This is a genomic window from Corynebacterium tuberculostearicum (assembly GCF_046097255.1).
GTDB lineage: Bacteria > Actinomycetota > Actinomycetes > Mycobacteriales > Mycobacteriaceae > Corynebacterium > Corynebacterium tuberculostearicum_J.
The window spans coordinates 1,795,397-1,808,446 of record NZ_CP175770.1 but is presented as its reverse complement, the minus strand read 5'-3'; the positions used below and the strand labels follow the sequence as shown (position 1 = coordinate 1,808,446).

At 56.6% G+C, this 13,050-nt stretch carries 13 protein-coding genes and 1 tRNA gene; 6 read left to right on the top strand and 8 right to left on the bottom strand.

Annotated features, from left to right (window positions below; translation table 11 throughout):
• The first annotated feature begins 17 nt into the window (after positions 1–17).
• Positions 18–785 (top strand): PHB depolymerase family esterase, encoded by a 768-nt coding sequence (locus tag ACKFRY_RS08615; RefSeq protein WP_285440142.1) that lies wholly within the window; start codon positions 18–20, stop codon positions 783–785.
• Here the strand turns inward: ACKFRY_RS08615 and ACKFRY_RS08610 are convergent.
• Positions 782–2,041: a site-specific DNA-methyltransferase gene (locus ACKFRY_RS08610; RefSeq protein ID WP_250413118.1), complete on the bottom strand. Its 1,260-nt coding sequence runs from the start codon at positions 2,039–2,041 to the stop codon at positions 782–784. The two genes, ACKFRY_RS08615 and ACKFRY_RS08610, sit on opposite strands and share 4 nt — an antisense overlap.
• 336 nt (positions 2,042–2,377) lie before the next feature.
• On the opposite strand from ACKFRY_RS08610, the gene ACKFRY_RS08605 reads away from it, so the two are divergent.
• Positions 2,378–2,551, top strand: coding sequence for an antitoxin (locus ACKFRY_RS08605; RefSeq protein ID WP_408922667.1), 174 nt, complete (start codon positions 2,378–2,380; stop codon positions 2,549–2,551).
• A 198-nt stretch (positions 2,552–2,749) separates the two neighbouring features.
• Entirely contained in the window at positions 2,750–4,138 is a 1,389-nt protein-coding gene (locus ACKFRY_RS08600) for a hypothetical protein (protein ID WP_408922666.1), read from the top strand.
• 45 nt (positions 4,139–4,183) lie between these two features.
• On the opposite strand, the gene ACKFRY_RS08595 is transcribed toward ACKFRY_RS08600, so the two are convergent.
• The 4 genes from ACKFRY_RS08595 to ACKFRY_RS08580 are packed head-to-tail and all read right to left on the bottom strand — an operon-like array spanning position 4,184 to position 7,684.
• Positions 4,184–4,792 (bottom strand): response regulator, encoded by a 609-nt coding sequence (locus tag ACKFRY_RS08595; protein WP_408922665.1) that lies wholly within the window; start codon positions 4,790–4,792, stop codon positions 4,184–4,186.
• Entirely contained in the window at positions 4,785–5,930 is a 1,146-nt protein-coding gene (locus ACKFRY_RS08590; protein ID WP_408923422.1) for a sensor histidine kinase, read from the bottom strand. The genes ACKFRY_RS08595 and ACKFRY_RS08590 overlap by 8 nt, the downstream gene beginning before the upstream one ends.
• Positions 5,930–6,721, bottom strand: a complete 792-nt coding sequence (locus ACKFRY_RS08585; protein ID WP_408922664.1) for an ABC transporter permease — start codon at positions 6,719–6,721, stop codon at positions 5,930–5,932. Before ACKFRY_RS08585 ends, ACKFRY_RS08590 begins: the two co-directional genes overlap by 1 nt.
• Before the next feature lie 39 nt (positions 6,722–6,760).
• Positions 6,761–7,684, bottom strand: coding sequence for an ABC transporter ATP-binding protein (locus tag ACKFRY_RS08580; protein WP_408922663.1), 924 nt, complete (start codon positions 7,682–7,684; stop codon positions 6,761–6,763).
• A gap of 91 nt (positions 7,685–7,775) precedes the next feature.
• Between ACKFRY_RS08580 and ACKFRY_RS08575 the strand changes: the two genes are divergently transcribed.
• The gene (locus ACKFRY_RS08575) at positions 7,776–8,348 is read left to right on the top strand and encodes a cadmium resistance transporter (RefSeq protein WP_179386484.1); all 573 of its coding nucleotides are present in this window, start codon (positions 7,776–7,778) and stop codon (positions 8,346–8,348) included.
• 51 nt (positions 8,349–8,399) lie between these two features.
• Here ACKFRY_RS08575 and ACKFRY_RS08570 read toward each other — a convergent pair.
• From ACKFRY_RS08570 to ACKFRY_RS08560, 3 genes are all read right to left on the bottom strand, one after another.
• Positions 8,400–8,473: transfer RNA gene (locus ACKFRY_RS08570), tRNA-Pro, on the bottom strand.
• A gap of 71 nt (positions 8,474–8,544) precedes the next feature.
• Positions 8,545–8,934, bottom strand: a complete 390-nt coding sequence (locus tag ACKFRY_RS08565) for a YchJ family protein (protein WP_179386485.1) — start codon at positions 8,932–8,934, stop codon at positions 8,545–8,547.
• Entirely contained in the window at positions 8,934–10,091 is a 1,158-nt protein-coding gene (locus ACKFRY_RS08560) for an alpha/beta hydrolase family protein (RefSeq protein ID WP_408922662.1), read from the bottom strand. Before ACKFRY_RS08560 ends, ACKFRY_RS08565 begins: the two co-directional genes overlap by 1 nt.
• Before the next feature lie 87 nt (positions 10,092–10,178).
• Between ACKFRY_RS08560 and secA2 the strand changes: the two genes are divergently transcribed.
• Together secA2 and odhI are read left to right on the top strand one after the other, a co-directional pair.
• On the top strand, positions 10,179–12,470 hold the full coding sequence (secA2, locus tag ACKFRY_RS08555; protein ID WP_408922661.1) for an accessory Sec system translocase SecA2: 2,292 nt from the start codon (positions 10,179–10,181) through the stop codon (positions 12,468–12,470).
• An 85-nt stretch (positions 12,471–12,555) separates the two neighbouring features.
• A complete protein-coding gene (gene odhI / locus ACKFRY_RS08550; protein WP_005324732.1) occupies positions 12,556–12,990 on the top strand; it encodes an oxoglutarate dehydrogenase inhibitor Odhl in 435 nt (144 codons plus the stop codon).
• Positions 12,991–13,050 lie beyond the last annotated feature (60 nt).

Sequence of the window (13,050 nt, the reverse complement as noted above, 5' to 3'; positions counted from 1 at the left end):
GCTATACAACAGTTAATCTGCCCTCGGGCCGTTCCTTTATCCTCAGCGTGCCCAAAGACTACACTGGGGAGAAAAAGTGGCCCATGGTCCTGGCCTTTCCAGGCTGGGGACAATCTGCTGAGAATCTCCGCGGCTATTCCCGCCTCGATGCCGCTGATGCCATCACTGTTTTCGCAGAAGGTAAAAAGAAGGCTTGGAGCCCTGCTCCCTATGCCAAGACGTCAACGGCAGAGGACAAGAAATTTGTTCGCGACATCATTGATGCCGTTCGAGCAACGTATCGGGTAGATGACTCCCGGATTTTTGCTACCGGGATGTCGAACGGTGGCGGGTTTGCCGCCTACCTGGCTTGTCAGATGCCCGATGTCTTTAAATCCGTGGCTACAGTTTCCGCCGCCTACTACAAAGATATTCTCAAAGACTGTGCTCATTCACCCGTGGGCCGATTGGATATGCACGGCACCGTGGACCCCGTGGTGGGCTACTACGGTGGAACGCGCCATAAGACCAAGTACTATTCTGTGGAATCCGTGCTGGAACAAGACCGTAAACGCAATGGTTGCTCTACCAATGTCGATATGACCCGCCTGGTCAACAATGCACTCGATATGAAGTGGAGCGGCTGTACCGCACCGCTTGAACACATCCGTATCGCCGGAGGCTCACACGTATGGCCTGGTGGTACAGCAGACGCGCACAATGAGGTAGGCAAATTCTTTGCCACCGACCGCGTCCTAGACTTCTTCGGCATTCCCGGTCGCCCGTCCGGTACCGCACAGACTTAGTCCTGGCGATAGACCTGAAAGTTAGCGCCTGGAACCTTGCGCACCCTTTCAATGCAAATGTCTGCCACGGTAGAAAAGCCCGCGCGATGAGCAGCGCTACGCGGGGAGGTTGGCTCTGGAATTTGCACAAGGTGAAAAGACCGAGTGCCCCCATCGTCGTTATTGAGTTCCACTACCGCCTGGGCAGTGGTGCCGGAGCCCGCAAAAAAGTCAAGGACGCGCGCATTCTTTCCACCCGCAATGGAAATGAGGTGCTTAATCAAGCGCACCGGTTTGGGAAACTCGAAAACGCCCTCTATCCCCATGACGTCTTCAGCATCGCGCCTGCCAGTGCGGGTCACCCCAAAGCGCTCGCCGTCCAAGATGGAGCGTGGGCGCGCTCCCACCTTCTGATAGTTCTTGGTATAGACAAAACCTCGCCGGAAGACGAGCTCATCGAAGCGCTGTTCAACCTTATCCCGTCCCCAGCGCCAACGGGCGACCTTTTCTTTTCCCACCGGCTGGTCCGGCCAATATTCCTTGCCGTCGGGCCCAGAGATAGGGAAGTCGAGGGAGGGAAGGTACCCAAGGGTCTTAGAGTCTAAACGCACCAAGGAGTACTTCCCTTTGTCATCCTCATGGTTGTATTTGGTAGAAGTGTGACCGTGGAGATCGACATTGAACCCCGGATTGTCGGGAGTACGGGCGTAACACAGAATATATTCGTGTTCTACCACCGCGTACTTAGAATCGTTCTTGCCGGTGCCGGCCTTTTTCCAAATCAATTGGCCGGCAAAGCACTCCTCTCCAAAAACTTCATCGAGTACCTTGCGCGTATTGGCCACTTCGTCTTCTCCGATGGAGACAAAAATGAAACCTTGTGCGGAAAGTACGTCTCGGGCCAAGATGAGTCGGGGAAGCATCATCGACAGCCATTGCGAGTGCCATTCTGCATAGCTTCCGGAACGCATCTGGCGGCGCAATCGGTAGTTATCGCGGTAGACAAAGTCTTTGCCCGTGTTATAAGGCGGGTCGATATAGATAACGTCAAAGAGTTCTCCGCGGGAGGTGAGCCTTTGCAGAACCGGAAGATTATCTGCCGCAATAATCGCGTTGTCCGTGTCGCAGGCTGTGCTGAGCGCGGAATCACGCGTGAAACGTCGGCTCAGCGGCGATCTGGCAGCTGCTCGGGCAGCCTCTTTACCTGGCCATACTAAGCCAAAGAATTCCGTGCCCGGTTCCGGGGTGGACGGCGGCGCTGGGGTAGTTGAAGCCATGGTGCGAAGCCTTCGTTGGTAAATCGTCGTTACCGTCTAACGCTATCATTTGCAAGACTGAGGAAAATTGGCCTGAAGTTAAAATATGCACCCCGATTTTGCTTATACTTCGCTGGGGTAGGGATAAAGCAGCAGGCCTTATTGGGTGCTCGATTGGCTGCGGGGGTGTCTGGATGCCCCTGAGAACAATCGCGGTGCGGGGCGGTAAAATTTATTTGGTCTAGTGGCCGAAGAGACTTTTCGGTGGCATGTTGGCTCAATTGTCGGTACGTTGGGGTGTGTTGCCGGACACGGCAGCTTTTAGATAAAGCTAGAACTGGAAGAAAGGATAACCACATGGGTATCTTCGATAAGGCAAAGGACGCACTGAACTCCGACAAGGGCGAAGAGCTCAGCGACAAGGGCTTGGACAAGGCAGCTGACGCAGCTAAGGGCAAGCTCGGCGAGGACAAGGCTGAGCAGATCGACAAGGCTCGTGACGCAGCTGACGGCAAGCTTGGTACCGAGTAAATAGCTTCGCCCGCTTAAAGGGTGAATGGCTACTTTCTACTTTGGCCCCCAGCCCGCAAGGGCTGGGGGCCAAAGTTATATGAAGACCAGTGGCTCAAAGCCGGGAAAGGTCTATATTGGTGCTCCCACCTGTTTGTGGGTGACTCAACTTAAAAAGTGAACGTATCCCAAGCAAATTTGCATGAAATCGCTAGGATTATGTTTGTGAACAATCTTGAAGGCACCGTTTCCGATGCGGGCTCCACTAAGCAGCGCTTGCTGGAGCAGAGTGCCCGTATCCTGGCTAAGGGTGGGCGCGACGCTTTAAAGGTTTGTGCTGTGGCGGAGCAGATCGCTGTTCCAGTCGAAGAAGCTAAGTCTTTCTTTGAAGATGACCACGACCTTTACATTCAGACCAGCCAGTTCTTGGATGAGCGTCTCCTAGTAGCTGCCTACGGGGCACTCGATAAACTGCCGGATGACGCGTCCGCGATTCAGAAACTTCGCGAGTCTGCCAAGGCTTACTTCAATTTGGCTCTTGATAACCCCACCTACTTCGCCGCCTATAACAACTCCGAGACGGCAACGAGCTTTCCCAACTTTGAGGACGGCATCGAAGAGTCGAGAAGCTTTGATGCCTTCCCGCCCACTTTCCGCTGGATGCTTGAACACATGCGGGAAGCAGCTATTGCAGCACGCGGCGATTTTGAGCACCGCCTGGTAGTGATCCAAGCACTTTCTTTCTTGTCTGAGTTGCAGGGCATTACTCACTTGGCCACGTTCGGCATTATGCGTCATCTCTCGCCCACGGCGAAGAAGCAGACCTTCAATGCTTGCATTGAGACTTTATTCTCTGGGCTGGAAGTTAGCTTGCGTGACGGGGAGATTGCGCCCTTTGAACCGCTAGCACTCGTTGGCGAACCAGCGGAACCGTTTACTATAGCAGCCAAGGACATGCCAAAGTCTACGGCTGAGGAAAAGCGTGCAGCCATTTTCCGCGGTGCGGCCGAAGAGATAGCCCAAAATGGATTGCCTAGCTTGCATCTCGGTTCTGCTGCTGCACGAGCAGGCGTGGATTTGGCAGATGCGGAGCATCTTTTCGATGGTAATTCTCACCTGCTGCAATCTTTGGAAGAGTCTTTGGATGAAGCCAATACGCTAGCAATCATGCGCCAGAACCAGGCCGTGCCGGAAGGGTCCCACGGACTGGCTTATATTAAGGCAACCGGCTTCGGGTATTTGGAGTATGCGCTAGAAGACCCCGTCGGCTTTGTCGCCCTCATTGAGGTTTCGAGCCGCTCGATCGTGCCCGTCTCTTTCGATGAGTCCGGCGATAGTGAGCAGCCATTTGATATGGGTAAGGCCTTTACCTTCATCATGAATCTGGTGCGCGATGCCATTTCTGAGTCGAATGGACCTCGATCGCCATGGATTCTTTTTACCCAGATTGCGGCGCTGTGGGCCTGCATCCACGGCCTCTCGCAGTTGAGTACCGTAGGAGCCCTGCGCTATCACTCGGCTAATTTCTACTTCAGCCTAGCTTCCAAGGTGATGGATGTGGTTCTTCAGGGCATGGTCAATGTCCTTGAGCTAAAGAAGCCAGAATAGGAAGTCAAGCAATAAAGGGGACCCGCAGCGGGCTCCCCTTGTTTTCTATATCCATCCCTGGGCATGTGCCGTAGTTGCTGCCTCATAGCGGTTCCCAGTTCCTGTCTTGGCGATGAGCGAAGAGACAATATTGCGCACTGTGCCAGTGCTCAGGTGGAGGTGCCCGGCAATCTGGCGGGTGTCGCTCCCCTCCAAGACATGACGTGTGACCTCCTTTTCGCGTGCGGTTAGTGGATTGTCGGGCGTAAAAATAGTCTCTTGGGCCAGTGCAGGGTCGATGACCTTTAGACCGGCGTGCACTCGCCTAATGGCTTCGGCAAGTTGTTCGGGTGGGGTGTCCTTGACTACGAAGCCAGCTACGCCCGTTTCCAAAGCACGTTTGACGTAGCCACTGCGCCCAAAGGTCGTGACAATCAGGCTGCGGCAACCCGTGCCCTCTAGTTCAGCGGCCGCATCAAGACCGTTCTTAACGGGCATTTCAATATCAAGTAAAGCAACGTCGACGCTATGCTTGGCGACGAGCCCCGCAACCTCCGCGCCCGTTGCGCACTCAGCTACAACGCTGATATCCGGCTCTGTCTCCAAGAGGGCAACGAGCGCCCCACGCACCAATGATTGGTCCTCAGCAATGAGAACTCGGATGGGATCAGTCATTGCCTGAGCCTCCGGCGGTAGCAAAAGGAAGAAAGTCCGTGTCGCCATTCATAGTAACCAAGGCCAGAGTACAGCCTTTGCGGCGCGCAAAGAGCAGCTGTCCGCCAGTATCTGTTATGCGTTTGCGCAAACCGACAATCCCACCGTGGGTACGAGAAAGGCTTTCGTCAGCGTCAAACCCGCAGCCATCGTCCACCACTTGGAGTTGGTGGTCTGTCACCTGGACCCAACAGTGCGCTGCGCCTGAGTGGCGGACCACGTTTGTGGTCAGCTCGCGCAGAGCCCAGGAAAATTCGGCGTCGTAAAGCTCAGCAGTTTTGGCCGCAGAGGGCAAGTGCGATGCAATGCCTGCGGTGTCGAGGGCCCTTTGAGCCGCGTGGATTTCTCCTTCAAAAGTGGGCATGCGCATCCGGGTTACTGTGGAGCGGACTTCCGCCAAGCCTTTCCGAGAAAGCGCGCTCACCTCCTGGAGCTCCTGCTGCGCCCGTTGCGGATCCGAATCTATTAGACGGCGGGCAAGCTCTGATTTGAGGTTGATAACGGTTAAAGAGTGGCCCAAGAGGTCGTGAACATCGGTAGCGATGTCCTCGCGTTGGCGTGCCAAGTCCAATTCATGTTCTAATTCAGCGCGACTATCTTCGCGCTGGGAAAACGTACCTAGCAGTACTAGTAGTATCGGCCAGGCGAAGAGGACTATCAGGGCCCAGCCGGTGCTTTCAGGAGCGAAGAACCACGAGGTGGTGGCGAGCACGGTCCCCATTAGCAGGGTTAGCGCTAATGCTCGGCGTAGCGGAAGGTTAAAGCCGAGCAGTGCCGCCAGGTAAGGCACAAACGTGACGGCTATAATCCCGAAGAAACCAATTGATGTCGCTGCGATGGCCGCGAGTAACACCCAATAAAGCCCGACCCGCTGTCCTAACCGCCATCCGCGTGGGTAGTAGCCCACAGCGCCAAAAGAAAAGAAGTAGACAGTACTAAACGCTAAAACGCACGCAGAAGCCCCAATTCGTCCAGCGAGCGTCGTGCCCGGCGCGGCAAAGGTCATGCCCAACCCGGGAATGAGGAAGACCAACCATACGCTGGCGAAAAGAGCGCTATGGAGGCTAAAACCGCGCCACGGCTCGCGAAAGGGGCCCATTAACGGCGCGCCTTTTCGCGGGAGCGCAGCACCAGGCAAGCGGTGAGAAAGATGGTCGTCCATACCGCGAAGTTTAACCATGCGGCCCACATAGGGTGCGACACGGTGCCTTCCTCCCCGTTAAGAAACTGCATGCCTTCTGCAAGGGGCCACTGGGCGAGCACAACGGGGCCAAAGAGGGGAGTGAAGCGGCCCAATTCCATCAGCGGCTCGGTAAGGGGAGTGAATACATTGGCGGCAAAGAGGAAGAGGACAACGGAGGTCGAGGCGATTGCGACAGAATTGTCGGTGGGCAAAGCCATGGCCCACACCAAGCCATAAAAGCCAAAGGGAATGGAAACTAGGACGCAGGCGATAATGGCTAAAACCCATTGGTGTGGTTGCATTGCAGCTTGTGTCATGGCACCGGCGATAAACACCGCGGTGATGGGAAGCAGTGCCTGAAAGCCGATGGATATCAGGTTTGCCCACAGAATCTGCCGTGGATGCAGGGGAGTAAGTGCTAATTGGCGCGCCCACCCAGTCTTGGTATCTGTCACGGCGGAGCCAGCGGCGGAGACGGAACCAGCGACGCCGCCGTAAAGGGCCATGCTGATCATCTCTAAGGCGGCGAAGTTTCCGCCTTTAAAGGAGGCGTCACCAAAATCCATCATGGTGCCAAAGAGCAGGTAGAAAAATACCGGCAAGAACGTGCTGAAAAACAGCGGGGTAAGGTTACGGCGAAGGCGCAACAAGTTATGGATGGCAAACCCGAAAGTGCGCGCACTGGTTGTTGCTGACTGTGCAGTCATTGAATATTCCTTTCACGAAGTAGCCAACGGAGAGACGGGTTAGGACTGGGATGACGTCAAAGCAAGAAATGCGTCCTCTAAGGAATGTGTGCGAATAGTCAGGTCATGGGCCGAGGTGTGATTGAGAAGATAATTCGCAAGTACATCGGAGTCACGGGTGGTCATCTGGGCGTAGCCGTTAGACAAGGAAACCTCGGCGACGGTGGGTAGCTCTTTCGCATTTAAAGGTGTGCCGTCGAATTTCGCCTCGACTATGCGCTTGCCCGACTGTTCGCGCAGTTCTGTGGCCTTAGCATCTGCGCGCAGCTTTCCTTCATGCAGGAGAATTATTCTTTCTGCAAAATTGTCTGCCTCTTCGAGGAAGTGCGTAGCGAAGACAATGGTGCGTCCCTGGTCTGCTTGTCTGTGCATGGTGGACCAGAATTCACGGCGTGTATGAGCATCCATGCCAGCTGTTGGCTCATCGAGCAATAGGATTTGGGGATTGCCCACAAGAGCTAGGGCGAATCGCACACGTTGTTGCTCGCCACCAGAGCATTTGCCCACTGGGCGGTGCAGGATAAGGTCTAGGCCGGCCTGTCTGGAAACTTCCTCGACAGGCAAGGGTTCAGGAAAGATAGAGGAAATCATCTTCAGGGTGTCCAGGACTGTGAGCTCAGGTAGCAGGCCACCGGTTTGCAGCACGGCTCCAATCTGCGCCGCGCGGATCGCAGCGTGCGGTGTGTGTCCGAGCACGGAAATGTTGCCGGAGGAGGGTGTGGTGAGCCCGAGGATGAGATCGAATAGGGTGGTTTTGCCTGCTCCATTGGTGCCTAATAGGCCTACGATCTCGCCTTGGGCGATGCTGAAGGAAATATCCCTGAGCGCATGGACGGGATGGGAGGATCTCGTGGCAAAGGCTTTACTGACTCCGGATACGTCTATAGCTGGCGGTTGTCCGGTAGATGGATCTGTAGTTCTCATACCTGGAAAGTATCCGTAGCCAGCAAAGATGATGAATAGGATCTGTCAACACATTTTCATGACAAGTGTCATGCCGCGATAAGGTAGGAAAGTGCTTACTACTCTCGCAGCGGCTACTGGACTATTCGTGGCCACCAATATCGATGACATTGTGGTGTTGTCCCTCTTCTTCGCCCGTGGTGCTGGGCGCAAGGGCACGACGCCCGCGATTCTGGTAGGTCAGTATGTGGGGTTTCTCGGCATACTAGCGGCCTCTGCCATTGTCGGACTGGGCTTTAATGCTGTTTTACCTGAGGATTTGATTCGCTACTTTGGTCTCATTCCATTGCTTTTAGGCCTATGGGCAGCGTGGCAGGCATTCCGGGGTGAGGATGACGATGAGGACGTTTCGGGCAAAAGGCTGAGCGCACTTGCGGTAGCCGGGGTGACCTTCGCCAACGGTGGCGACAATATCGGCGTCTATGTACCAGTGTTTACCACCTCTGCGCCGGCTGAGGTAGCGATCTATTGCGTGGCCTTCTTAATCCTCGTGGCGCCCCTAGTGTGGGCAGCGCGGTTTGTGGCCACGCGGCCGGGCATTGCAGAAGCACTGGAGAAATGGGAAAGCGTACTGTTTCCCGCGGTTTTAATTCTGTTAGGAATTGCGATCTTGTTTGCGGTGTAAACCGCAGAATAGAAAAAGCCGGCACCTTCACGGTGCCGGCTGAACTTTTTGTCGGGCTAACAGGATTTGAACCTGCGACCCCTACACCCCCAGTGTAGTGCGCTACCAAACTGCGCCATAGCCCGCCGTCGAACTGTGCGACTTGTCTAGATTACATCAGTAGGATTCTACTGTGAAATTTGGGGTGTAACCTGCGCTAAAACTCGCCGCTGGAGTAGACCCAAGCGCCGCCCACGCGGCGAAACGAAGAACGCTCGCGTTGTGAGCCAACGGCCGCGCCTTTATAAAAGGCCTCAAACTCCACCACGCCGGAATTATCGAGCAATCCGCCTGCTTGGGTGTCTAGGATATCAAGGCGGTAAAACCGGACGGGAGAATCAGCCAAGTCGAGTGTTGCAGGGCGAGTATCGGGATCCCACGTACGGAGCAGATAAGCTTCGTCGCCAGTAACAAAGGCGCTAAAGCGCGAGCGCATGAGCGCCTCAGCGGTAGGCGCATTGGTGCCGGCATGGTACTTGCCGCAGCACTCTCCGTAGGTCAGGCCGGTGCCGCACGGGCAGCGGCGCGAGGAATCAAAGGCTGCCATTAGTGCGCGTCCACGTCCACGATGGTGACGTTGCCGAGCATGCGCTCCACATCGGTGTCTTTCGCGGCGGATCGCAGCGTGGATTCTTCTGATGCAGACAGGTTCCCTTTAAGCTCGATGCGGCGCTCGAAGCTGGCGGGGCCGGTTTGGGTGATGCTCACGTGGACGTCGTCAAGCGCAAGCCTCTTGCCGGCATCCTTGACTGCTTGGGTAGCCGCCGTGGCCAGCGCGGACATAATAAGGCCCTCTGCGGTAAAGCCCTTACCCTTGCCGCCATTCTTCTTCGTGCGGTCGGCACTGAGGCTATGGTCATTGTGGCGCACGACCACGCCGAATTTGGTGCCGGTAGCCGGCTGCGCAACTGCGGCGTCGGTTCCTACTTCTTCTGGGCGGTAGTCAGGAACGATAAACTGCTCGGCCCATGCACCGATGAGATCCGCTGCACGAGCGGCCGTACCTTGCTTGGTGAGCAGGTGGTCGGCCTTGTCGAGGGAGACCAAGGACTTGGGGTAGCGCGTGAGCAGGAAGATATTTTGCGCATTGTCAATACCCACCGTCTGGTCAATGGGCGAGTGCAATACCATCAAAGGCTTGCGTAGCTTAGGCAGATATTCCTCGGGATTGGTATCTGCCAAGTCCTCCAAGAACTTGCGGGAAATGATAAGGCCGCGGCCGCCGAGGATGACTTCTACCTCGCCGTTGGCGTCGACCTCGCCGATCTTGTCCGCATAGTGAAGCACGGAGTGGGCAGGATCAAAGGGGGCGCCAATGGTGGCTACCGCCTTGAGTGATTTCATGGTGGTGGCCGCCTTCAACGCGGCGGCGCCACCTAGCGAGTGGCCCATGAGCAATTGTGGGGCAGAGTAGTTCTCCGTCAGCCAGGCGGCAGCGGCATGAATATCTTCAACGTTCTGGCTAAAAGTAGTATCGCCAAATTCACCGGCGGACTGGCCAAGGCCGGGAAAATCGAAACGCAAAGTGGCGATGCCGAACTCGGTGAGCTGCTTCGCGGTGCGGGCAGCACCGGGAGTATGGCGGGAGCCGGCGAAGCAATGGGCAAAGATGGCATAGGCGATCGGAGGAGAATCCGGGAAGTCGATGGTTCCGGCCATCTCGGTACCCCGGCTCGAAGGCAGCTTAACATTGACGGATTGCATGAGAACTAGAATAACGGGCCTCTTACCCGCAAGCCATACCAGGTTGACTACAGTCGATAGGAGCAATCCAAATAAGGAGGATGAGGTATGGGCGCGTTCGATTGGTTCTGGAAGGCAATGGGCTCGCAAAGCGAACGTAACGATAAGAAATCCAAGGCCATCGTGGGTTCAGCCGATGAAGCGGCACGGGCATTGGGCCAGCAAGACGACGCAGCTGTAGCCCAAGCCGCACGCGATGCTGTGAAAGGCGGCGAGATTGCGGATAAGGCGCAGTTCCTCGCGGCCCTGGCCGTAGCGTGCGAGCGCACCTTGGGCATGAATCCCTTCAACGTGCAATCCCAGGCAGTCCTGCGCCTGCTCACCGGAGACGTCATCCAGATGGCAACCGGCGAAGGCAAGACTTTGGTTGGCGCCATGGCGGCTACAGGTTTCGCGTTGAGTGGCAAACGCGTCCACGTTGTTACCGTCAATAACTATCTCGCCGCCCGCGACGCTGAATGGATGCGCCCTGTCGTGGAGTTCTTTGGCTTAAGCGTTGCCTCGGTAACAGAGGGCATGACACCGGACGAGCGCCGCGCTGCCTACGCGCAGGATATTATCTACGCACCGGTCAACGAGCTGGGCTTTGACTTGTTGCGCGATAATCAAATTACCGACCGCTCCCACACGGTGCAGGCTGCCGGCGACGTTGCCCTCGTGGATGAAGCCGATTCCGTCTTGGTGGATGAGGCGCTTGTGCCCCTAGTGCTGGCCGGGAATCGGCCGGGTGAGGCCCCCACCGGGCACATCACCAATGTGGTTTCCCGCCTGCGCGAGAAGCTGGACTACTCCATCTCTGAGGACGGCCGCACCGTTCAGCTGACCGAGACTGGTGCACGCCGCGTGGAGCAGGAATTGGGCATTGATTCGCTCTATTCGGAGGAGAATATCGGCACCATCTTGGTGAAGGTCAACCTCGCCCTGCATGCCAAGGCCCTGCTTATCCGGGACATCCACTACATCGTGGTCGATGGCAAGCTGCAGCTTATCGACGCCTCCCGGGGCCGCGTTGCCGACCTACAACGCTGGCCCGACGGGCTCCAAGCGGCAGTAGAAGCCAAGGAAGGCCTAGAGGTTTCCGAAGGCGGTCGCATCCTCGACACCATCACGCTGCAAGAGCTTATGCGGCGTTACCCACTCGTGTGCGGCATGACTGGTACCGCGGTGGAGGCGACCGATCAACTGCGGCAGTTCTATGGTCTTCATGTATCCGTGATCGACCGCAATAAGCCGCTGCAGCGCTTTGACGAGCAAGACCGCATTTTCGCGACAGTCGATGATAAATCCGCCGCCATCGTGGAGGAAATAGCCACCATTCACGCTACGGGTCAGCCCATCCTGGTGGGCACGCAGGATGTAGCCGAGTCGGAAGATCTGGCGGATGCGTTGCGCGAGCGCGGCATCGACGTCAATGTGCTCAACGCTAAAAACGATGAGCAGGAGGCAGAGATCGTGGCCGAGGCCGGCGATATTGGACGCGTTACCGTCTCTACCCAGATGGCCGGACGCGGCACCGATATTAAGTTGGGCGGTGCTAACGAAGCTGACCACGATGACGTAGCGGAGCTGGGAGGCTTGGCGGTTATCGGTACCTCCCGCCACCGCACCGCCCGCTTGGATAACCAATTGCGCGGCCGTGCAGGCCGGCAGGGCGATCCGGGCCTGTCTCTATTCTTCGTCTCCCTTGAAGACGATGTGGTCCAGCAAGGCGGCGACGGCGAGACTGTGCGTGCCCAACCAGCAGAAGACGGGCGCATTGAATCCAAGCGAGTGAGCGATTTCGTGGCCCACTGCCAGCGCGTGACCGAGGGCCAACTACTCGAAATTCATGCCCAGACCTGGAAGTATAACCAGCTCCTGGCGGATCAGCGCATTATTATTGATGAGCGCCGAGCCAAACTACTGGATACTGATCAAGCCTGGCAGGAACTATCCCAGCGCGCCGCAGAGCGCGCAGCAGAGCTCACGGAGGTTCCTGAGGAAGCCCGCATCAAGGCCGCGCGCGAAATCATGCTCTATCACTTGGACTTGGCCTGGGCCGACCACCTGGAGCTTATGGACGATGTGCGCGAGTCCATCCACCTGCGCGCCATCGCACGTGAGACGCCCATCGATGAGTACCACCGCATTGCGGTGAGGGAGTTTAAGGACTTGGCTCAGAGGGCCGTCGACAAGTCTGTGGAGACTTTCCGCACAGTGCTTATCGACGCCGCTGGGGCACACCTCGATGACGCCGGCCTCGCTCGTCCGAGTGCTACATGGACCTACATGGTCTCCGATAACCCCCTTGCCGGCAAGGGAAATTCCGTGCTGAGCGGCATCGGAAACATTTTCCGGTGAAATAATTCCCCGCGAAGGGGTCACGGACTCACATGAGTCGCTAGTATTGTTATAAGTAACTCGTAACTAATCCCCGGAGGTAACAATGAGCGAGAACACCGGAACCCCGGAACCACAGGTAGAGACCACATCTGTATTCCGCGCAGACCTGCTCAAGGAGATGGAAAACGGCGCGAATGGCAATGATGCTACCGCTGCCGGCACCGACAACCTGGCGGAAGGTCAGGCCCTCCTCGTGGTAAAGCGTGGCCCGAACGCGGGTGCCCGCTTCTTGCTGGATCAGGCGACTACTACCGCCGGCCGCCACCCCGAGGCAGACATCTTCCTCGATGACGTTACGGTGTCCCGCCGCCACGCGGAGTTTCGCAAGAATGATGACGGCAAGTTTGAGGTAGTTGATGTGGGATCCCTGAACGGAACCTACGTTAACCGCGAGCCCCGCAACTCCCAGGTGCTCGAGGTGGGAGACGAAATCCAGATTGGCAAGTTCCGCTTGGTTTTCATCGCTAACCAGAGCTAATTTTTACGTAGACTAGCCGCGCTTCCTTACTAGGAGGGGCGGTGTAGTCTACTTATGGCA